General features: G+C 62.9%; 16 protein-coding genes. 11 read left to right on the top strand and 5 right to left on the bottom strand.

The features are described from left to right. Positions 1-108 precede the first annotated feature (108 nt). Genes L8I05_RS25540 through L8I05_RS25520 form a run of 5 tightly spaced genes read left to right on the top strand, consistent with a single transcriptional unit; the run spans position 109 to position 5,951 of the window. Positions 109-1,431: an MFS transporter gene (locus L8I05_RS25540; protein WP_242173010.1), complete on the top strand. Its 1,323-nt coding sequence runs from the start codon at positions 109-111 to the stop codon at positions 1,429-1,431. 15 nt (positions 1,432-1,446) lie between these two features. Then, positions 1,447-2,439: an AraD1 family protein gene (gene araD1 / locus L8I05_RS25535; RefSeq protein ID WP_242173006.1), complete on the top strand. Its 993-nt coding sequence runs from the start codon at positions 1,447-1,449 to the stop codon at positions 2,437-2,439. A gap of 10 nt (positions 2,440-2,449) precedes the next feature. Then, positions 2,450-4,030: an aldehyde dehydrogenase (NADP(+)) gene (locus tag L8I05_RS25530; RefSeq protein WP_242173002.1), complete on the top strand. Its 1,581-nt coding sequence runs from the start codon at positions 2,450-2,452 to the stop codon at positions 4,028-4,030. Between the two features lie 15 nt (positions 4,031-4,045). After that, a complete protein-coding gene (locus L8I05_RS25525) occupies positions 4,046-4,909 on the top strand; it encodes an SMP-30/gluconolactonase/LRE family protein (protein ID WP_242172989.1) in 864 nt (287 codons plus the stop codon). 37 nt (positions 4,910-4,946) lie between these two features. Beyond that, entirely contained in the window at positions 4,947-5,951 is a 1,005-nt protein-coding gene (locus tag L8I05_RS25520; protein WP_159955763.1) for a substrate-binding domain-containing protein, read from the top strand. 224 nt (positions 5,952-6,175) lie between these two features. Here the strand turns inward: L8I05_RS25520 and L8I05_RS25515 are convergent, their stop codons facing one another. After that, positions 6,176-7,324 carry an aldose epimerase family protein gene (locus L8I05_RS25515; RefSeq protein WP_242172973.1) on the bottom strand — a complete coding sequence of 383 codons (1,149 nt, stop codon included), beginning with the start codon at positions 7,322-7,324 and terminating at the stop codon, positions 6,176-6,178. Positions 7,325-7,462: 138 nt separating this feature from the next. On the opposite strand from L8I05_RS25515, the gene L8I05_RS25510 reads away from it, so the two are divergent. Beyond that, complete coding sequence (locus L8I05_RS25510) at positions 7,463-8,230, top strand: SDR family oxidoreductase (protein ID WP_242172970.1); 768 nt, start codon at positions 7,463-7,465, stop codon at positions 8,228-8,230. Positions 8,231-8,235: 5 nt separating this feature from the next. On the opposite strand, the gene L8I05_RS25505 is transcribed toward L8I05_RS25510, so the two are convergent. The 3 genes from L8I05_RS25505 to L8I05_RS25495 are packed head-to-tail and all read right to left on the bottom strand — an operon-like array spanning position 8,236 to position 10,397. After that, positions 8,236-8,838 (bottom strand): glutathione S-transferase, encoded by a 603-nt coding sequence (locus L8I05_RS25505; RefSeq protein WP_242172967.1) that lies wholly within the window; start codon positions 8,836-8,838, stop codon positions 8,236-8,238. A gap of 30 nt (positions 8,839-8,868) precedes the next feature. Next, positions 8,869-9,402 (bottom strand): G/U mismatch-specific DNA glycosylase, encoded by a 534-nt coding sequence (gene mug, locus L8I05_RS25500; RefSeq protein ID WP_242172964.1) that lies wholly within the window; start codon positions 9,400-9,402, stop codon positions 8,869-8,871. Further along, a complete protein-coding gene (locus L8I05_RS25495; protein ID WP_242174363.1) occupies positions 9,399-10,397 on the bottom strand; it encodes an AraC family transcriptional regulator in 999 nt (332 codons plus the stop codon). Before L8I05_RS25495 ends, mug begins: the two co-directional genes overlap by 4 nt. Positions 10,398-10,461: 64 nt before the next feature. Between L8I05_RS25495 and L8I05_RS25490 the strand changes: the two genes are divergently transcribed. Next, on the top strand, positions 10,462-11,667 hold the full coding sequence (locus L8I05_RS25490; RefSeq protein WP_242172947.1) for an MFS transporter: 1,206 nt from the start codon (positions 10,462-10,464) through the stop codon (positions 11,665-11,667). Between the two features lie 245 nt (positions 11,668-11,912). Here the strand turns inward: L8I05_RS25490 and L8I05_RS25485 are convergent, their stop codons facing one another. Then, positions 11,913-12,386 carry a MarR family transcriptional regulator gene (locus tag L8I05_RS25485; protein WP_232109255.1) on the bottom strand — a complete coding sequence of 158 codons (474 nt, stop codon included), beginning with the start codon at positions 12,384-12,386 and terminating at the stop codon, positions 11,913-11,915. Positions 12,387-12,659: 273 nt separating this feature from the next. Here L8I05_RS25485 and L8I05_RS25480 point away from each other — a divergent pair, with 273 nt between their 5' ends. Genes L8I05_RS25480 through yghU form a run of 4 tightly spaced genes read left to right on the top strand, consistent with a single transcriptional unit; the run spans position 12,660 to position 19,287 of the window. Next, the gene (locus L8I05_RS25480; protein ID WP_242172931.1) at positions 12,660-15,839 is read left to right on the top strand and encodes an efflux RND transporter permease subunit; all 3,180 of its coding nucleotides are present in this window, start codon (positions 12,660-12,662) and stop codon (positions 15,837-15,839) included. A 1-nt stretch (position 15,840) separates the two neighbouring features. Then, the gene (locus tag L8I05_RS25475; protein WP_242172928.1) at positions 15,841-17,010 is read left to right on the top strand and encodes an efflux RND transporter periplasmic adaptor subunit; all 1,170 of its coding nucleotides are present in this window, start codon (positions 15,841-15,843) and stop codon (positions 17,008-17,010) included. Next, positions 17,003-18,448, top strand: a complete 1,446-nt coding sequence (locus L8I05_RS25470; protein ID WP_242172913.1) for an efflux transporter outer membrane subunit — start codon at positions 17,003-17,005, stop codon at positions 18,446-18,448. The genes L8I05_RS25475 and L8I05_RS25470 overlap by 8 nt, the downstream gene beginning before the upstream one ends. A gap of 2 nt (positions 18,449-18,450) precedes the next feature. Next, positions 18,451-19,287: a glutathione-dependent disulfide-bond oxidoreductase gene (gene yghU / locus L8I05_RS25465; RefSeq protein ID WP_242172909.1), complete on the top strand. Its 837-nt coding sequence runs from the start codon at positions 18,451-18,453 to the stop codon at positions 19,285-19,287. Positions 19,288-19,370: the final 83 nt, after the last annotated feature.

The following is a 19,370-nucleotide window of genomic DNA, read 5'->3' as shown; positions in this document are numbered from 1 at the left end:
GCAAATAGTCATACTATATAGTCGGCCTGAATGAGGCATGACCCTGGCGGATTTTCACCGGCGGCGGCCCCCGAGCTTCTATAAAAACAACAATCGGAGATCGACCCCATGAGCCAGGAACTGCGGCTTATACGGCGCATCACGCTGAAACTGATTCCCTTCCTGATCCTGCTGTACCTGGTCGCCTACGTAGACCGTTCGGCGGTGGGGTTCGCCAAGCTGCACATGGGCGCCGATGTCGGCATTGGTGATGCCGCCTACGGGTTGGGCGCCGGGCTGTTCTTCATTGGCTATTTCCTGTTCGAGATTCCCAGCAACCTGATGCTCGACCGCTTCGGCGCGCGGCGCTGGTTCGCGCGGATCATGCTGACCTGGGGCGCCATCACTATCGGCATGGCCTTTGTGCAAGGGCCGCACAGTTTCTACGTGATGCGCTTTCTGCTCGGCGCGGCGGAGGCGGGGTTCTTTCCGGGCGTGCTGTACTACATCACCCAGTGGTTCCCGGTGCGCCATCGCGGCAAGATCCTCGGGCTGTTCATCCTGTCCCAGCCGATTGCAATGATGATCACAGGCCCCGTGTCCGGCGGCTTGCTGGGCATGGACGGCATCCTCGGCCTGCACGGCTGGCAGTGGCTGTTTATCGTGATCGGCACCCCGGCCTTGCTGCTGACCTGGCCAGTGCTGCGCTTCCTGCCGGACGGCCCCCAGCAGGTCAAGTGGATGAGCGCGGACGAAAAAACCTGGCTCACCGGCGAACTGAACAAAGACTTGCAAGCCTATGGCCAGACGCGCCACGTCAACCCGCTGCATGCCCTCAAAGACAAACGCGTGTTGCTGCTGGCGCTGTTCTACCTGCCGGTCACCTTGAGCATTTATGGCCTGGGCCTGTGGTTGCCGACGCTGATCAAGCAGTTCGGCGGCAGTGACCTGGTCACTGGTTTTGTCTCGGCGGTGCCGTACATCTTCGGCATCGTCGGGTTGCTGATTATCCCGCGCAGTTCCGACCGCTTGAATGATCGCTACGGCCACCTCGCCGTGCTCTATGTGCTGGGCGCCATCGGCCTGTTTTTCAGCGCCTGGCTGAGTGTGCCGGTGCTGCAGATGGCCGCGCTGTGCCTGGCGGCGTTCGCGCTGTTTTCCTGCACGGCGGTGTTCTGGACCTTGCCGGGGCGCTTTTTTGCCGGCGCCAGCGCGGCGGCGGGCATTGCGTTGATCAACTCGGTGGGCAACCTCGGCGGCTATATCGGCCCGTTCGTGATTGGCGCGCTCAAGGAATACACCGGCAACCTGGCCTCGGGTTTGTACTTCCTGGCCGCGGTGATGCTGTTTGGCCTGTTGCTGACTGGCGTGGTCTACCGCGTGCTGGAACGCAAGCACGTGCTGCCCGCCGATCAATTCGCCGCCAGTGCGCGTGGCGCCACGCGGACTTAATCCTGGAGAAAATTGATGCGTTTAGTTCAGTTCGAATTGCGTAACGGTGAGCGCCGCGTCGGCGTGGTGGAAGGCAGCAAACTCAGAGAAGTGCGCACGGCCCGCAGCGTGCGCGAATTGGCGCTGGCGGCCATCGAGGCGGGCGAGAAGTTGCAGCAACGGGTCGACCACTTGGGCCTGGGCGACAGCTACGACTACGCGGCCTTGCTCGCCGACCTGAAAATCCTGCCGCCCCTTGACCACCCGGACCCGGCCCACATGCTGATCAGCGGCACCGGCCTGACTCACCTGGGCAGTGCCTCGGCGCGCGACAAGATGCACCAGCACGCCGCTGACGACAGCGCCCTGACCGACACCATGCGCATCTTCAAATGGGGCGTGGAGGGCGGCAAGCCAGCGGCCGGCCAAGCCGGTGTGCAACCGGAATGGTTCTACAAGGGCGACGGCAGCATCGTCGTGCGCCCAGGCCAGGCATTCCCGGTGCCGCCGTTTGCCGAGGACGCGGGCGAGGAACCGGAGATTGGCGGCCTCTACGTGATCGGCCACGACGGCAAACCCTATCGCCTGGGTTTCGCGGTGGGCAACGAGTTTTCCGACCACGTGATGGAGCGCAAGAATTACCTGTACCTGGCCCACTCCAAACTGCGCAGCTGCAGTTATGGCCCGGAGTTGCGCGTGGGTGAGTTGCCCCAGCACCTGGCGGGCACCAGCCGCATCCTGCGTAACGGTGAGGAAATCTGGCGGAACGAATTCCTCAGTGGTGAGGCCAATATGTGCCACAGCCTGGAAAATCTTGAATATCACCACTTCAAATACAGCCAGTTTCTCAAGCCCGGCGATGTGCACATTCATTTCTTCGGCACCGCCACACTTTCATTTGCCGACGGTATACGCACGCAACCGGGCGATGTGTTCGAGATCAGCCAGGCCGAGTTTGGCGCGCCATTGATCAACACGGTCGGCAGCGCCGAATCGGCGTTCGAACCCGGCACTGTCATCAGCCTTTAAGGAGATCAACATGACCCAGTTTCTCGGCCACAACTACATCGGCGGCCAGCGCAGCGCCAAGGGTAGCGTGACCCTGCAAAGTATCGACGCCAGCACCGGCGAAGCCTTGGCGCAAACCTTTTACCAGGCCACCCCGGACGAGGTCGACGCCGCCGCCAAAGCCGCCGCAGCCGCTTACCCGGCGTACTGCGCGCTGAGTGCCTCGCGCCGCGCGCAGTTCCTGGACGCAGTGGCCGATGAACTGGACGCGTTGGGTGAAGATTTTATCGCGCTGGTCTGCCGCGAAACCGCGCTGCCTGCCGCGCGCATCAACGGCGAACGCGGGCGCACCAGCGGCCAGATGCGCCTGTTCGCCACGGTGTTGCGTCGCGGTGATTTTTACGGCGCCCGCATCGACAGGGCGTTGCCCGACCGCCAGCCACTGCCGCGCCCGGACCTGCGCCAGTACCGCATCGGCCTGGGCCCGGTGGCGGTGTTTGGCGCGAGCAACTTTCCCCTGGCATTTTCCACGGCCGGCGGCGACACCGCAGCGGCGCTTGCGGCGGGTTGCCCGGTGGTGTTCAAGGCCCACAGCGGGCATATGGCGACCGCCGAGTGCGTCGCCAATGCGATTATTCGCGCGGCCGAGGCGACTGAGATGCCGGCCGGCGTATTCAATATGATCTTCGGCGGCGGCGTCGGTGAGGCGCTGGTCAAGCACCCGGCGATCCAGGCCGTGGGCTTTACCGGCTCGCTCAAGGGCGGTCGCGCGTTGTGCGATATGGCGGCGGCGCGGCCGCAGCCGATCCCGGTGTTCGCCGAGATGTCGAGCATCAACCCGGTCATCGTATTGCCCCAGGCCTTGCAGGCGCGGGCCGAAACCATCGCCCGCGACCTGACCGCCTCGGTGGTGCAGGGCTGTGGCCAGTTCTGTACCAACCCTGGTTTGGTGATTGGCATTGCCTCTGCGCAATTCACGGCATTCACTCAGCAGGTCGCCCGACTGATCGGCGATCAAGCCGCGCAAACCATGCTGAACGCCGGCACCTTGAGCAGTTACGGCAAAGGCCTGGAAAAGCTGCTCGCGCACCCCGGCATCCAGCACTTGGCGGGCAATGCCCAAGCGGGCAACCAGGCACAGCCGCAGCTGTTCAAGGCCGACGTGGGTTTGCTGATCGACGGCGATGCGGTGCTGCAGGAAGAAGTGTTCGGCCCGACCACAGTATTCGTCGAAGTGGCCGATCAAGCCCAACTCAGCGCCGCCTTGCACGGCCTGCACGGGCAACTGACGGCGACGATCATTGGCGAGCCCGCCGACCTTGAGCAGTTTGCTGAACTGACGCCGCTGCTGGCGCAGAAGGTTGGCCGCATCCTGCTGAACGGTTACCCGACCGGCGTTGAAGTCTGCGACGCAATGGTCCACGGCGGCCCGTACCCAGCCACTTCGGACGCGCGTGGCACCTCGGTCGGCAGCCTGGCCATCGACCGCTTCCTGCGCCCCGTGTGCTTGCAGAATTACCCTGATAGCCTGCTGCCCGACGCGTTGAAAAACGCCAACCCGTTGCGTATCCAGCGGCTGGTGGATGGCACGCCGTCGCGCGAGCCGCTGTAAAAAACAGGAGGTTTTATGTCGTGTACCGCTGTCACCGCACACCGTGCGCAGTTGGGCGAAGCACCGTTTTGGGATGCGCCGACCCAGGCGCTGTACTGGGTCAATATTGCCGGCAAACAGGCGCTGCGGTTTATGCAAGGGCAATTGCAGATCTGGCAGTTGCCTGAGCACGTCTCGGCGTTTATTCCGTGTGAGAGCGGCGATGCGCTGGTGACCTTGAGCAGCGGCGTCTATCGGCTGAACCTGGAAACCGAAGCGCTGACTCTGCTGTGTGTGGCCGACCCGCAACCCGGCAACCGTGGCAATGAAGCGCGTTGCGATGCCCAGGGCCGCCTGTGGCTGGGCACCATGCAGAACAACATCGGCGAGCAGGGCGAAGACCTGCCCATCACGCGGCGCTCCGGTGGGCTGTTTCGCATTGACGCCGATGCGCAGGTCACGCCGCTGCTGCACGGCCTGGGCATTCCCAATACGTTGCTGTGGAACGCGGAGGGCACCCAGGTGCATTTCGGCGACAGCCTCGACGCCACGCTCTACCGGCACGCGATCCAGGCAGACGGCCAGCTTGACCCGGCGCAGGTGTGGTTCGGCCCGCATTCACGCGGTGGCCCGGACGGCTCGGCGCTGGACAGCCAAGGCTATATCTGGAACGCGCGTTGGGACGGCAGCTGCCTGCTGCGCCTGACGCCGGACGGCGACGTCGAGCGCATCATCGAGCTGCCCGTCAGCCGCCCCACCAGTTGCGTGTTCGGTGGCCCGAACCTCACCACCCTCTACATCACCAGTGCTGCCAGCCCACTCGATCACCCTTTGGACGGCGCGGTGCTGGCCATCGAGGTGGAGGTGCCCGGCACACCCTGTCATCGCTTTGCCGGATAACCCCAAGACCCGAAAACAACAACAAGGAGTCACCCGTATGAATCGTCGTCGTGGTTTGCGTTCCCTCTGTTGCGCCGCTGTGGCGGTGTCGGCGCTGAGCTTGAGCGGCCTGTTGCTGGCCGCCGAGGAAGTGAAGATCGGCTTTTTGGTCAAGCAGGCGGAAGAGCCGTGGTTCCAGACCGAATGGGCGTTTGCCGAAAAAGCCGGCAAGGAGCATGGCTTCACCGTGATCAAGATCGCCGTGCCCGATGGCGAGAAAACCTTGTCGGCCATCGACAGCCTGGCCGCCAACGGCGCCAAGGGCTTTGTGATCTGCCCACCGGACGTGTCGCTGGGCCCGGCGATTGTCGCCAAGGCCAAGGTCAACGGCCTGAAAGTGATTGCCGTGGATGATCGCTTCGTCGATGCCAAGGGCAACTTTATGGAGGACGTGCCGTACCTGGGCATGGCGGCGTTCGAAGTCGGCCAGAAGCAGGGCGCGGCGATGGCGGCTGAAGCGAAAAAACGCGGCTGGGACTGGAAGGACACCTATGCGGTGATCAACACCTTCAACGAGCTCGACACCGGTAAAAAACGCACCGACGGCTCGGTCAAATCCCTCGAAGACGCAGGCTTTCCCAAGGACCACATCCTGTTCACCGCCGCCAAGACCCTCGATGTTCCAGGCAGCATGGACGCCACCAACTCGGCACTGGTCAAGCTGCCCAGCGGTGCCAAGAACCTGATCATCGGCGGCATGAACGACAACACCGTGCTCGGCGGCGTACGCGCCACTGAAACGGCCGGGTTTGCCGCGGCCAACGTCATCGGCATCGGCATCAATGGCACCGACGCCATCGGCGAACTGAAAAAGCCCAACAGCGGCTTCTTCGGCTCAATGCTGCCCAGCCCGCACATCGAAGGCTATAACACCGCGAAGATGATGTTCGACTGGGTCACCACCGGCAAGGAACCGCCGAAGTACACCGCCATGGATGAAGTGACATTGATCACCCGCGACAACTTCAAGCAGGAACTGGAAAAAATCGGCCTGTGGAACTGAGGTAAGCAAACTGTGGGAGCTGGCTTGCCTGCGATGCAGGCACCTCGGTGTATCAGGCAGAACCGGTTGATGCCATCGCAGGCAAGCCAGCTCCCACATTTGATTGAGTACAGTTTCAATGAACAGGTCGGCTGTAAGGCCGCCGTAAGGGCGGAACCAATAGCCGCCGTTACCGCAGCAACGGATATGTCCCAGCACCCCTCACCAGCAATCCAGCCCCCAGTTTAATCGGCGGAGAATTTCAAGACGGTGTTGTGGCTATACGTCTGCCCAGGGTTCAACCGGGTCGAGGCAAACGTCGGCTGGTTCGGCGCATCCGGGAAATGCTGGGTCTCCAGGGTAAACGCGCTCCAATGCGTATACGCCTTGCCGGCCTTGCCCTTCACCGTGCCATCCAGGAAGTTGCTGGTATAGAACTGCACGCCAGGTTCGGTGGTGTAGAGCTGCAAACGCCGACCTGAAGCCGGGTCGTGCACCTCGACGGCGAGTTGCTTGATATCGCTTTTGTTATCCAGTGCCCAGTTGAAGTCAAACCCGCCTTGTTTCGGCTCGGCAAACTTGAGCTGTGGATGGTCGTCCTTGATGTGCTGGCCGATAGGGGTGGGCTTGAGGAAGTCCATCGGCGTGCCTTTGACCGGCGCCAGCTCGCCGGTCGGAATCAAGGTGGCGTTCACCGGCGTGTAGTGGCTGGCATGCAAGGTTGCGACTTGCTTGAGAATGTCGCCATTGCCCGCGCCGGCAAGGTTGAAGTAGCTGTGGTTGGTGAGGTTCAGCACCGTCGGTTTGTCGGTGGTGGCCGTGTAGGCGATGTGCAGTTCGTTTTTATCGTTGAGGCTGTAAGTGACCTCGGTCTTCAAATTGCCGGGGAAGCCCATCTCGCCGTCCTTGGACAGGTAGCTCAGCTTCACGCCGACCGAGTCCTTGCCCTTGATCGGCTCGGCTTGCCACACCTGTTTGTCGAAACCCTGGGCGCCGCCGTGCAGCGAGTTGGGGCCATCGTTGAGCGGCACCTGGTAACGCTTGCCGTCGAGTTCGAAGGCACCGCCCGCCAGGCGATTGCCGAAGCGCCCGATGGTCGCGCCGAAAAATGCCGTGCCGCTCTGATAGCCCTGCACGTCATCGAAACCGAGGACCACGTCATCGACCTTGCCGTGTTTGTCCGGCACTTTCAGCGACTGCAACACGCCGCCGTAGGTGATCACCGTGGCTTGCATGCCATGGCTGTTGCGCAGGATGTATTGTTCGACGGCGGTGCCGTCATTGGTTTTGCCGAACGGTTTGTGTTCACTGGTAAGCCCGGCCGCCTGGGCGCCGCCGCTGGCGATCAGCATGGATAAGGCGAGGCCCGAAAGCAGGTGTCGAGGGTGCTTCATGGTCGAACTTCCTTTTGTTGTTTTGAGTGGAATAGTTCTACTAATGTGCGATATTTCGTCGAGTTGACAGCGAATTTATAGCCTTAAACGCCAGATACGCCAAATAAAATAAGACTAATTGATCGAGGCACACGTTATATGAGTACTGCACACGCCGTTTATCCGGACCTGAAGGGTAAGACCGTATTGATTTCCGGAGGTGCCTCGGGCATTGGTGAATTCATGGTGCGCGCCTTCGCCGCGCAGGGCGCCAAGGTGGCTTTCGTGGACCGCGCGCAAAGCCAGGGCGAGCGGCTGGCGGCGTTGTTGAGTGCCCAGGGGCACAGCATCGAGTTTGTGTGCTGCGACATCACCGATGAAATCGCCTACAAGGCCGCGATAGCGCGTTTTGAACACACGCTGGGGCCGATCACTGTGCTGGTGAACAACGCCGCCAACGATGTGCGTCACGCGTTGGAAGAAGTCGATTCGGACATGTTCGACAAGCTGATCGCGGTCAACCTCAAGCACGCATTCTTCGCGGCCAAGGCCGTGGTGCCGATGATGAAAGGCGCGGGCGGCGGGGCCATCATCAACCTCGGCTCGGTCGGCTGGATGATGGCCTCCGCCGGCTACCCGGTGTACGCCGCCAGCAAGGCCGCCGCCCACGGCATGACCCGCGCACTGGCACGGGAATTGGGCCCCAGCCGTATTCGGGTGAACACCTTGGTGCCGGGTTGGGTCATGACTGAAAAACAACTGGCGATGTGGGTCGACGATGCGGCCAAAGAGCTGATCAGCCGCAGCCAGTGCCTGCCCGGCAGTGTGCTGCCGGAACACATCGCCAATATGGCGTTGTTTCTTGCCTCGGACGCATCGGCGATGTGTTCGGCGCAGAACTTCATTGTGGACGGCGGTTGGGTGTAGGCCGGTTATTCGAGGGCGTACTTCTTGAAGGCTGGGTGTTGTTCCAGTTGACTCGCAAGGCGCTGCAGCTTGGGAAAGGTCTCGGCCTTGAGCATTGACGGCAGTTTGAGCTGGGTGAACGACCACGTGACGGCCGCCGTCAGTGCGGCCTGGCTCGGGCGTTCGCCGCAGGGCTGGGGCACGTGTTTTTCCAGCAGTGTGTAAGCGGTCAGCAACTGCCCGGTCACGCGGTCGAGCCACGGCTCGTGCAGTTTCTCGGCTGGGCGCAGCAGGTGCTCGTAGACGATCTGCACAGTTTTCTCACACGCCGCCAGGGCCAGGCCGAGCACTTGCAGGTCCTTGGCCAGCGCGTCGGGGTTGGGTGGCAGGAGTTTCTTGTCGGTTGGCGCCAAGCGTTCGAAGTAGTCGAGGATCAGGCTGGAATCCATCAACACCGTGCCATCCTCCAGCACCAGCGTGGGCGCCTTGACCACCGGGTTGATCGCGGAAAATTCAGCGTAGGTGCTGAACACCGAGAGCGCCTCGTGCACGAAATCCACCCCGTACAGCTCCAGGGAAATTGCCACGCGACGTACATAAGGCGAGTCCAGCATGCCGACCAGTTTCATGAAGCCTCCATTGCTCATACGGTGTTGGGCTCATGAGATTAAGGGCACGGGGCCGGGCTGCGCAATCGCCTCGCGCAGTTGCTGATAAGCCTCTACCAGTTGCGCCAGGCTGAACGCCAGGTTGCGCCCGCTCGGGTTGGGCAGCACCCATACCGTGGCGCCGCCGAGCGCCTGCAGTTGCGGCCCCCACTCAATCTGCCGCTGGCCGCACAACGCGCTGTAGCCGGGCTTGCCAAGGAACGCCACGCAGCGCGGCCGGCAGTCGCGGACCTTCTGTTCAAACGCGCTCGCCGCGTTCTTGAATTCATGCCGTGCCAATTCCCCCGCGCTCGCCGTTGGGCGTTCCACCAAGGTGGTCAGGCCGCAGTGATAGTCGAGCAGGGTGCGCCCGTCCTCCGGGCGAATTTCATGCGGGGTAAAACCCGCCAGGTGCAACGTGCGCCAGAAGCGGTTGCTGCGATTGGCAAAGTGCTGGCCGAGGGCGGCGGAGCCTTTGCCGGGGTTGATGCCGCAGAACACCACGTGCAGGTGGTCGGCGAGGATGTCGTCGAGGCGGTCGCTCATGCTGGGCTCCTGGCACGACTCGCCCCAGGCGGTTGCCCGGTGATGCGCTTGAAGGCGCGGCTGAAGGCGGCCTGGGAGGTATAGCCCAGGCGCTGCGCGACTTCTTCGATCGGCAACCGCTCCAGGGTCAGCCACTGGCTGGCCAGGCGCATGCGCAGTTCGGTGGCGTAGCGCAGTGGCGGGATGCCGAGGGTCGCCTGGAAGCGGTCGGCAAACACCGACCGTGAAGTGTTCCCCTGCGCCGCCAGTTCGGCCACGCTCCAGTCACGGCCCGGTTGCTGGTGCAAGGCGAGGAGGGCGCGTGCCAATCGCGGGTCACGCAATGCGGCCACCAAGCCTGACGCATTACCACAGGCGCATTCGACCCAGCCGCGCACGATCATCGCTGCCACCACATCAGCGAGGCGCGCCAGAATGCCCGCGTAGCCGATACGGGCGCTGCAGACTTCGCGCTCCATGGTCGCCAGAATTGGCATCAGCCCAGGATAACGCTGGCCCCGCGCATCGATCAGCATCATCGCCGGCATCAGGCGACCGAGCCCTTGGATGCTGCCCAATTCGAACGCCATGCACGCGCTGAACAGCAAGCTGCCAGTTGACCCGTCAGCGTCGGTGGAGGCCTTCACGGCACACACCGCGTCACCGAGCGAGGCAGCATCGAAGCTGCCGATATCCCGAACCGCTTCGCCCGGGCTCGACAATAACTGGTGAGCGCCGCCATGGGAGATGAACACCGCATTGCCGGCCGACAGTTCGTAGAGGCTGCCGTCGTCCAGGCGCAACGTGGCGCAACCCGAGGCCAGGAAGTGGAAATACGCGTGCCCGGGCTTGGCCTCGAAACTGACGCCGAACACGGGCCCGGCTTCGATGCGACGGTACTGCACACCGCGCAGGCGCATGCCCTGCAGCAGTTCATTGATGAGGTCGGAAGAGACGGTAAACGCGTCAGCTGAAGTCATGCTCGGGGTTTCGATCAAAAACTCAAGGGTTTGCATCATAGATCATCCCGGAGGGCGAACCTAGACTGGGCCCTCGCTCATTTCCAGAGGATGTTTTGTAATGAATGATTGTGCAGCCCATGTCGGTGCCAGCGCGCAGCCGGCCACCCCGGCCTGGATGGCGGTGTTCTCCCTGGCAATGGGGGTGTTCGGCCTGCTGACGGCGGAATATTTGCCGGCCAGCCTGTTGACGCCAATGGCTGTGGACCTTGGGGTCTCGGAGGCATTGGCCGGCCAGGCGGTCACGGTGACGGCGGTGGTGGCATTATTCGCTGGCTTGCTGGTGCCGGGCTTGACCCGTGGCATCGACCGGCGCGTGGTGCTGCTGGGTTTTTCCAGCCTGATGATTGCGTCGAACTTGCTGGTGGCGTTTTCGTCCAGCCTGGCCGTATTGCTGTTGATGCGCATCCTGTTGGGCATTGCCCTTGGCGGTTTCTGGAGCATGGCAGCGGCCGTGGCGATGCGCCTGGTGCCCGCTGCACTGCTGCCACGGGCGTTGTCGATTATTTTCAGTGGGATTGCGGTGGGTACAGTCGTCGCGGTGCCGCTGGGCAGCTACCTCGGCGGTGTATATGGCTGGCGCAGTGCATTTGTCGCGGCCGCTGCGGTGGGGGTGGTGACGCTGGTGTTTCAGCTGTTCACGTTGCCGCGCCTGGCGCCGACCGGCACCGCGCGCTTGCGCACCGTGCTTGAGGTGCTGTTGCGCCCCGGCATCGCCATGGGCATGTTCGGCTGTGTGCTGGTGCATACCGGGCATTTCGCGTTGTTCACTTATATTCGCCCGTTTCTGGAAAGCACCACCGGTGTTGGCGCCCAAGGGTTGGCGTTGATGCTGTTGGGGTTTGGCGTGGCCAATTTCGTCGGCACGCTGCTGGCCGGCTGGATGCTGGTGCGCAACCCGCGTGGCACGTTGGTGCTGATGCCTGTGTTGGTGGGCATTGCGGCACTCGCGTTGGTGCTGCTACCGGCGTCGCTGCCGGGGCAGGCGTTGCTTCTGGCGTTATGGGGCATGGCGTTTGGCGGCGTGCCGGTTGCTTGGTCGAACTGGGTGGCGCGTGCTGTGCCGGATCAGGCGGAAAGCGCCGGTGGCATGGTGGTTGCTTCGGTGCAGTCGGCCATTGCTGCGGGGGCTGCGGGTGGTGGTGCGATGTTCAGCTTGAGTGGGATTGGCGGTGTGTTTATTGCGGCTGGGGTTTTGATGCTGCTGGCAGCTTTGTTGATTGCGTGGCGGGTGCGGGTGCCTGGGGGCTGGGCGAGTAGGTTTTAGTACATATCCATTAATTGCGAGAAGGCGGATATCGGCAAACACAGGGCAAAAGCAGAGCTGCTTTTCTGTGGGAGCTGGCTTGCCTGCGATGCAGGCACCTCGGTACATCAGGCAAACCCAGTGGATGCCATCGCAGGCAAGCCAGCTCCCACATTGACCGCGTACACACACATCTACCCGCCGTAAGGGCGGAACCCATATCCGACATCACCCAAACAACGGATATGTACTCAAAAGCCCCGCTTTCAGTCTTCCAGGTTAGCCAGCAACGTCTTGGCAAACTCGTCGGAGGCGATAAAGTCCAATGTCTGGCGCAACTGCGCTGCCGCTTCACGGCCGAACGCCTGATCAAAGCGCTCGGCCATTTTGTTCGAAATACGCTTGGCAGCCGCGTGGGTGCGCTTGCCGTGTTCGGTGAGCAGCACGCGGCGCGTGCGGCGGTCGAGTTCGTCCACCTGCAGTTCCACCAACCCATCGCGCACCAGCGGCTTGAGCGTATGGCCGAGGGCGGACAGGTCCATCACCAGGGCCTGGGCCAGCTCGCCCATTTTTGGCGTACCGGCTTTGGCGATACGGTTGAGCACGGCGAATTGGGTGGCTTTCAACCCGCACGGCGCATACGCCTCGTCATAGATCTGGCCCAGGCGGCGGGACGTGCGGCGCACGGCACCGTTGACGCAGGCGCTGGGGCTATCGGAGCAAGGCGGGGCAGATTTCAAGGGCAGATACTCTCTGATACAAAACACGACGCCGGTGATTATGCCTGCGCGACCTGTCAGGACAAGGCCTTTCAGACCGAAGAAGCCGTGTAGATGAATACTGAGACAGCTTGAAACAAATTAGTTGCGTATGCCACTAAATTCGATATCGTGGCATAGGCCTCTTTGTGACCCGGATGTCGTTGCAAAATCCCCAGGAAGCGTGTGGGGCGAGGCGGGAAAACGGCACGGCTCTGCCTGCTTGAACATCCAACTCTGTCTGGATCACCTCCTATGCTGAGCCTCGTGCGCATCGCATTGCGGCGCCCTTATACCTTTCTGGTATTGGCCATTTTCATCCTGATCATTGGCCCATTGGCGGCTTGGCGCACGCCCACCGACATCTTTCCGGAAATCCGCATCCCGGTTATCGCCGTCATTTGGCAGTACACCGGCTTGCCGCCGGACCAGATGGCGGGGCGCATCACTTCGCCTTTTGAGCGGGTGCTGACCACCACCGTCAACGACATCCGCCATATCGAAGCGCAGTCGATGAATGGCTACGGGATCGTAAAGATCTTCTTCCAGCCCGGCGTCAACATCAGCACGGCCAACGCCCAAGTGACCTCGGTGTCCCAGGCGATTTTGCGCCAACTGCCGCCGAGCACCGTGCCGCCGCTGGTGCTTAACTACAGCGCCTCCACCGTGCCGATCGTGCAGCTCGCGCTGTCGGGGCCGGGCTTGAGCGAGCAACGCCTGGGCGATATCGGCCTGAACCAGGTCCGCCTGATGCTCACCACCGTGCCGGGTGCGGCGCTGCCATATCCGTTTGGCGGCAAGAGCCGCCAGGTGCAGATTGACCTCGATTCGGCGCGCATGCAGGCGCGCGGCCTGTCGGCGCAGGACGTGGCGACCGCCCTGGCCACGCAGAACCTGATCACGCCGGTGGGCACGCAGAAGATCGGCAGCTACGAATTCAACCTGCAACTGAACAACTCGCCGTCGGATTTCCATGACCTGGAAAACCTGCCGATCAAGACCGCCGATGGCACCACCGTGCTGATCCGCGACGTGGCCACGGTGCGCGACGGCAACCCGCCGCAAACCAACATTGTGCACGTCAACGGCAACCGCTCGGTGCTGCTGCCGGTGCTCAAGACTGGTTCGGCGTCGACCCTCGGCGTGATCGCCGGGATCAAGGACAAACTCGCCGACAACAAGGCCGCCTTGCCGCCCAACTTGAATATCGACCTGATCGGCGACCAATCGCTGTTCGTGCGCTCGGCCATCAGCGGCGTGGCCCGTGAAGGCTTGATCGCGGCGGCGCTGACCAGCTTGATGATCCTGCTGTTCCTCGGCAGTTGGCGTTCGACGGTAATCATCGCCACCTCGATTCCGTTGGCGATCCTGGCCTCGATTGCGACGCTGTCGGCCCTCGGTGAAACCCTCAATATCATGACCCTCGGTGGCCTGGCGTTGGCCGTCGGTATCCTGGTGGACGACGCCACGGTGACCATCGAGAACATCAACTGGCACCTGGAGCAGGGCAAGCCGGTGGAAACGGCGATCCTCGACGGCGCGGCGCAAATCGTCACCCCGGCATTTGTGTCGCTGCTGTGTATTTGCATCGTGTTTGTGCCGATGTTCTTCCTCGACGGCGTGGCGCGTTTCCTGTTCGTGCCGATGGCCGAAGCGGTGATCTTCGCCATGATCGCCTCGTTCATCCTTTCGCGCACGCTGGTGCCGACCCTGGCCAACTACCTGCTCAAACCCCATGTGCACGGCGAGGACGGGCACGCGCCATCGCGCAATCCGCTGGTGAAGTTCCAGCGCGGTTTCGAGCGGCGTTTTGAAGGGTTTCGCGAGCGTTACCACGGCGTTCTGGACAGTGCCTTGCACCATCGCCGCACGGTGGTGATCGGCCTGCTGGCGTTTGTCGCAGTGTCGTTTGCGCTGGTGCCGTTCCTGGGCCGCAACTTTTTCCCCGAGGTCGATTCCGGGCTGATCCTGCTGCACGTGCGCGCCCCGGTGGGCACGCGGGTGGAAAGCAACGCGCACCTGATCGCCGACATCGAAAACGCGATTCGGCGCAAGGTCCCGGCCAATGAGCTCAAGGCCTTGGTGGATAACATCGGCCTGTCCATCAGCGGTATCAACGTGGTGTACAACAACACCGGCACTGTGGGTTCCCAGGACAGCGACATTCAGATCAGCCTCAACGAGGGCCACCGCCCGACCGCCGAATACATGCGCATACTGCGCGAAACCCTGCCACGGGAATTCCCCAGTGCGGTGTTCTCGTTCCCGGCCTCGGACATTGTCGGGCAGATCCTCAACTTCGGCTCGTCGGCGCCCATTGACCTGCAAATCAGCGGCAATAACCTGGCGGGCAACTTCACGTACGCCAGTGCGTTGCTGCGCGATATTCGCCGCGTGCCGGGCGTGGTCGATGCGCGCATCCAGCAGTCGCGGCAACTGCCCACGTTCAATATCGACGTGGACCGCACCCGTGCGCAATTGGTCGGCCTGACCGAGCGCGACGTGACCAACAGCCTGGTGGTCAACCTCGCCGGTTCCAGCCAGGTAGCGCCAACATTCTGGTTGAACCCGGCCAACGGCATTTCCTACCCCATCGTCATGCAAACCCCGCAGTACAGCCTCGAAAGCCTGGCGGCGCTGCATAACCTGCCGCTCAGCGGCAGCAGCGGGGCGGCCACCGACCAGACCTTGGGCGGCCTGGCGAATATCCAGCGCAGCCACAGCAACTCGGTGTTTACCCAGTCGGATATCCAGCCGGTGGTCGAAGTGCTGACGGCGATCCAGGACCGCGACCTCGGTGGCGTCGCCGCCGATATCCAGAAGATCATCGCCGCTCATGCCGGCGAGGTGCCGACCGGCTCCAAGGTGATCCTGCAGGGCCAGGTGCAGACCATGAACGCGGCCTTCAGTGGCTTGTTGTTCGGCCTGCTCGGCGCGGTGGTGCTGATTTACTTGCTGATCGTGGTCAACTTCCAGTCCTGGGCCGACCCGTTTGTGATCATCACCGCATTGCCGGCGGCGCTGGCGGGCATCGTGTGGATGCTGTTTGTCACCCATACGCCGCTGTCGGTGCCGGCGTTGACCGGGGCGATCATGTGCATGGGCGTGGCCACCGCCAACGCCATCCTGGTGGTGAGTTTCTGCCGCGAGCGCCTGGCGGTGCACGGCGATGCGGTGCAGGCCGCGCTGGAGGCCGGTTTCACCCGGCTGCGGCCGGTGTTGATGACCGCCATTTCGATGATCATCGGCATGGCGCCCATGGCCTTGGGCCTGGGCGAGGGCGGCGAGCAGAACGCGCCGCTTGGCCGCGCGGTGATCGGCGGCCTGGCGTTTGCCACCATCGCGACGTTGATTCTGGTTCCGTTGATTTTCAGTCTTGTCCACGGGCGTCGTCAGCACGCCACGCTGGCGACCACCGTTTCCCAAGGGGTTTGACATGTCCGTTTCTGTTTCTAAATCCAAGTCTTCCCGTGGCCTGCTGTGGCTGATCGTGGGCGCGGCAGTGGTGGTTGTCATTGTTGGTGTCGGCATCGGCGTGCGCGCCAGTGAATCGCGCGACCTCAAGACCTGGACCGACGCGCAGGCGTTGCCCAGCGTCAACCTGATCAAACCGGTGGTGCAAGCCCAGGGCCCGGTGCTCAACCTGCCGGGACGCCTGGAGGCGTATTCCCGCGCGTCGATCTTTGCGCGGGTCAACGGCTACCTCAAATCCTGGAATGTCGACATCGGCACCCGCGTCAAAGCCGGGCAAGTACTGGCCGAAATCGACACCCCGGAACTCGACCAGCAACTGCTGCAAGCGCGCGCCACCCTGGCCTCGGCCCAGGCCGATGAGCACCTGGCCGAAACCACCGCCAAACGCTGGCAGGCGATGCTGGCGAACGACTCGGTGTCGCGCCAGGACGTGGACGAGCGCACCGGCGACCTGACCGCCAAGCAGGCCAAGGTCACGGCGGCCAAGGCCAATGTCGAGCAGTTGGTCGCGACCAAGGGCTTCCAGCATCTGGTCGCGCCGTTCGCGGGTGTGGTCACTGCGCGCAGCACTGACGTCGGCGCCTTGATCAGCGCTGGCGGCACGGCCGGTAAAGAGTTGTTTGCGGTGGCCGACGTCAGCCGCCTGCGCGTGTATGTGCAGGTGCCGCAGACCTTCTCGCCGCAGATTCGCGAAGGCACCACGGCGCGCCTCAGCGTGCCGGAATACCGCGGTGAGACCTTCACCGGCAAAGTCATCGCCACCGCCGATGCGGTCAACGCCGCCTCCGGCAGCACCCTTGTGCAGTTGCTGGTGGACAACCCCGGTGGCCGCCTGCTGCCGGGTGGCTATACCAGCGTGCAGTTCGACCTGCCGGTGCAGGCCGATGTGATTCGCGTGCCGTCCAGCGCCTTGGTGTTCGATGACAAGGGCATGCGCGTCGCCACCCTGGATGCGAACAACCATGTGCACTTCAAGACCGTTAGCATCGCCCGCGACTTCGGCGACAGCGTGGAGATCGCCAGCGGCCTGCAAGCCACCGACCGCGTGATCGACACGCCGCCGGACGGCCTGGCCGATGATGATTCGGTGCAGTTGGCCGTCGCCGCGACCGAGGTCAAACCCCATGGCTAAGCGCAACCTGCTGGGCCTGCTCGCCACCTTGAGCTTGGGCGCGTGCTCGTTGGCGCCGCCGCTCAAGGTGCCGGAAACGCCGATTGCCGCGCAGTTTCATACCCAAGGCCCGTGGACCGTCGGCGCGCCCAACGACCAGGCCAACCGGGATGGCTGGTGGCGTATTTATAACGACCCGCAACTGGACGCGATGCAGCAGCAGTTGCTGAAAAACAACCCCGACTTGAGCGCGGCACTCGCGCACTATCAGCAGTCCCAAGGGTTTTTGGCTCAAGACCGTTCGGGCCTGTTCCCGAAAATTTCCGCCATCGGCAGCGGCCAGCGCATTCGCCAGTCGGACACCAAACCGTTGCGTTCGGCCACTTCGCCGGATGTCTACAACTCGGCGACGCTGGGCCTGGAGGTGGATTATGAAGTCGACCTGTGGGGCCGCGTGCGCGACACCGTGGCGGCCGGCACCAGCGACTCCGAGGCGGCCAAGGCCGATTTGGCTTCAGTACGCCTGAGCCTGCAGGCGCAATTGGCCGACAGTTATATCCGCCTGCGCGGTATCGACTGGCAGAACCAGTTGCTGGAGCAGACCCGCGATGCGTACGCCAAAGCCTTGGGCCTGACCGAAGGCCTGCACGGCGGCGGGATCGTCTCCGGCCTCGATGTGGCGCGGGCGCGCGCGCAGTTGTCGACGGTGAAATCACAGCTCAGCCAGAGCCAGGTGCAACGGGCGCTGCTGGAGCATTCGATGGCGGCGATGCTCGGCGAGTCGGCCTCGACCTACAGCGTCGCCGTGAACGTGGCGCCGATTGCCTTGCCGAATGTGCCGACCGGCGTGCCTTCGAGCCTGTTGCAGCGCCGGCCGGATATCGCCGCCGCCGAACGTCGCATTGCTGCGGCCAACGCGCGGATTGGCGTGGCCAAGGCGGCGTGGTTCCCGCAGATCACGTTGAGCGCCCAAGGCGGTTATCAGAGTGACGAGTTTGCCCGCTTGCTCAGCGCGCCGAACCTGTTCTGGGCCATCGGCCCGTCACTGGTGGGCACGCTGTTTGATGGCGGCGCGCGCCAGGCCCAGGTGGACATCGCCAGGGCCACCACCGATGAGGCGGCGGCCAAATACCGCGGCGTGGTATTGGGTGCGTTCGAGCAGGTGGAGGACAACCTGTCGCAAATCGCCGGCTTGGGTGCGGCCCTGGATGATCAGCGCGATGCGGCGGCGGCGGCGCAATACGCCGAAGACCTGTCGACCTCGCGTTACCGCCAGGGCGCCGTGGCGTATCTGGATGTGGTGACCGCCCAAGTGGCGGCGCTGGAAGCCAAGCGCAGTGTGTTGCAATTGCAAACTCAGCAATTGAGCGCCAATGTGGGCCTGATCAAGGCGCTGGGCGGCGGCTGGAACGTGGCTCAACTGGCGGCATCGACCCCTACTGAAACCAAGGAGAAGTGAGCATGACCGAGTACGTACCCCCGAAAGTCTGGACCTGGGACACCGAAAGCGGCGGCACCTTTGCCAGTATCAACCGGCCGATTGCCGGCGCCACCCATGAAAAGGAATTGCCGGTCGGCAAGCACCCGTTGCAGCTGTATTCCCTGGCCACGCCGAATGGGCAGAAGGTCACTATTCTGCTGGAAGAGCTGTTGGCCTTGGGACATACTGGCGCGGAATACGATGCGTGGCTGATCAAGATCGGCGACGGTGATCAGTTTGGCAGTGGGTTTGTGGCGGTGAACCCGAATTCGAAGATCCCGGCGTTGCTGGATCGCAGTGGCGATACGCCGATTCGGGTGTTTGAATCGGGGGCGATTTTGCAGTACCTGGCGGAGAAGTTCGGGGCGTTTTTCCCGACTGAACCGGCGGCGCGGGCGGAGTGTTTGTCGTGGTTGTTCTGGCAGATGGGCAGTGCGCCTTACCTGGGGGGTGGGTTTGGGCATTTCTATGCGTATGCGCCGAGCAAGATGGAGTACCCGATTAACCGGTTTGCCATGGAGACCAAGCGGCAGCTGGATGTACTGGATCAGCGTTTGGCGGTGAGTGAGTACATCGCGGGGGATGAGTACACGATTGCCGATATTGCGATTTGGCCTTGGTATGGTGGGTTGGTCAAAGGCCGGTTGTATGGGGCGTCGGCGGAGTTTTTGTCGGTGCATGAGTATAAGCATGTGGTGCGTTGGGCGGAGGCGATTGAGGCCAGGCCTGCGGTGCAGCGGGGGCGTCGGGTGAATCGGGTTTCTGGGGAGGTTTCGGAGCAGTTGCGGGAGCGGCATGATGCGAGTGACTTGGACTGATTGGTGAGTCTGAGTACATATCCGTTGCTGCGGTAACGGCCGCTTATGGTTTCGCTCTTACAGCGAGTCACTTTTTGAGGGAC

This window comes from Pseudomonas sp. MONT-RG-20F-20-E-7-02 (assembly GCF_022662395.1).
GTDB lineage: Bacteria > Pseudomonadota > Gammaproteobacteria > Pseudomonadales > Pseudomonadaceae > Aquipseudomonas.
Note: the sequence above shows the minus strand (reverse complement) of the source record. Positions and strands in the feature narration are given on the sequence as shown.

What these genes read in the sequence shown, in the direction of transcription:
- L8I05_RS25540 (WP_242173010.1), top strand. Translation starts at nt 109, where the DNA reads ATGAGCCAGGAACTGCGGCTTATACGGCGCATCACGCTGAAACTGATT.
- araD1 (WP_242173006.1), top strand. Translation starts at nt 1,447, where the DNA reads ATGCGTTTAGTTCAGTTCGAATTGCGTAACGGTGAGCGCCGCGTCGGC.
- L8I05_RS25530 (WP_242173002.1), top strand. Translation starts at nt 2,450, where the DNA reads ATGACCCAGTTTCTCGGCCACAACTACATCGGCGGCCAGCGCAGCGCC.
- L8I05_RS25525 (WP_242172989.1), top strand. Translation starts at nt 4,046, where the DNA reads ATGTCGTGTACCGCTGTCACCGCACACCGTGCGCAGTTGGGCGAAGCA.
- L8I05_RS25520 (WP_159955763.1), top strand. Translation starts at nt 4,947, where the DNA reads ATGAATCGTCGTCGTGGTTTGCGTTCCCTCTGTTGCGCCGCTGTGGCG.
- L8I05_RS25515 (WP_242172973.1), bottom strand. Translation starts at nt 7,324, where the DNA reads ATGAAGCACCCTCGACACCTGCTTTCGGGCCTCGCCTTATCCATGCTG.
- L8I05_RS25510 (WP_242172970.1), top strand. Translation starts at nt 7,463, where the DNA reads ATGAGTACTGCACACGCCGTTTATCCGGACCTGAAGGGTAAGACCGTA.
- L8I05_RS25505 (WP_242172967.1), bottom strand. Translation starts at nt 8,838, where the DNA reads ATGAAACTGGTCGGCATGCTGGACTCGCCTTATGTACGTCGCGTGGCA.
- mug (WP_242172964.1), bottom strand. Translation starts at nt 9,402, where the DNA reads ATGAGCGACCGCCTCGACGACATCCTCGCCGACCACCTGCACGTGGTG.
- L8I05_RS25495 (WP_242174363.1), bottom strand. Translation starts at nt 10,397, where the DNA reads ATGCAAACCCTTGAGTTTTTGATCGAAACCCCGAGCATGACTTCAGCT.
- L8I05_RS25490 (WP_242172947.1), top strand. Translation starts at nt 10,462, where the DNA reads ATGAATGATTGTGCAGCCCATGTCGGTGCCAGCGCGCAGCCGGCCACC.
- L8I05_RS25480 (WP_242172931.1), top strand. Translation starts at nt 12,660, where the DNA reads ATGCTGAGCCTCGTGCGCATCGCATTGCGGCGCCCTTATACCTTTCTG.
- L8I05_RS25475 (WP_242172928.1), top strand. Translation starts at nt 15,841, where the DNA reads ATGTCCGTTTCTGTTTCTAAATCCAAGTCTTCCCGTGGCCTGCTGTGG.
- L8I05_RS25470 (WP_242172913.1), top strand. Translation starts at nt 17,003, where the DNA reads ATGGCTAAGCGCAACCTGCTGGGCCTGCTCGCCACCTTGAGCTTGGGC.
- yghU (WP_242172909.1), top strand. Translation starts at nt 18,451, where the DNA reads ATGACCGAGTACGTACCCCCGAAAGTCTGGACCTGGGACACCGAAAGC.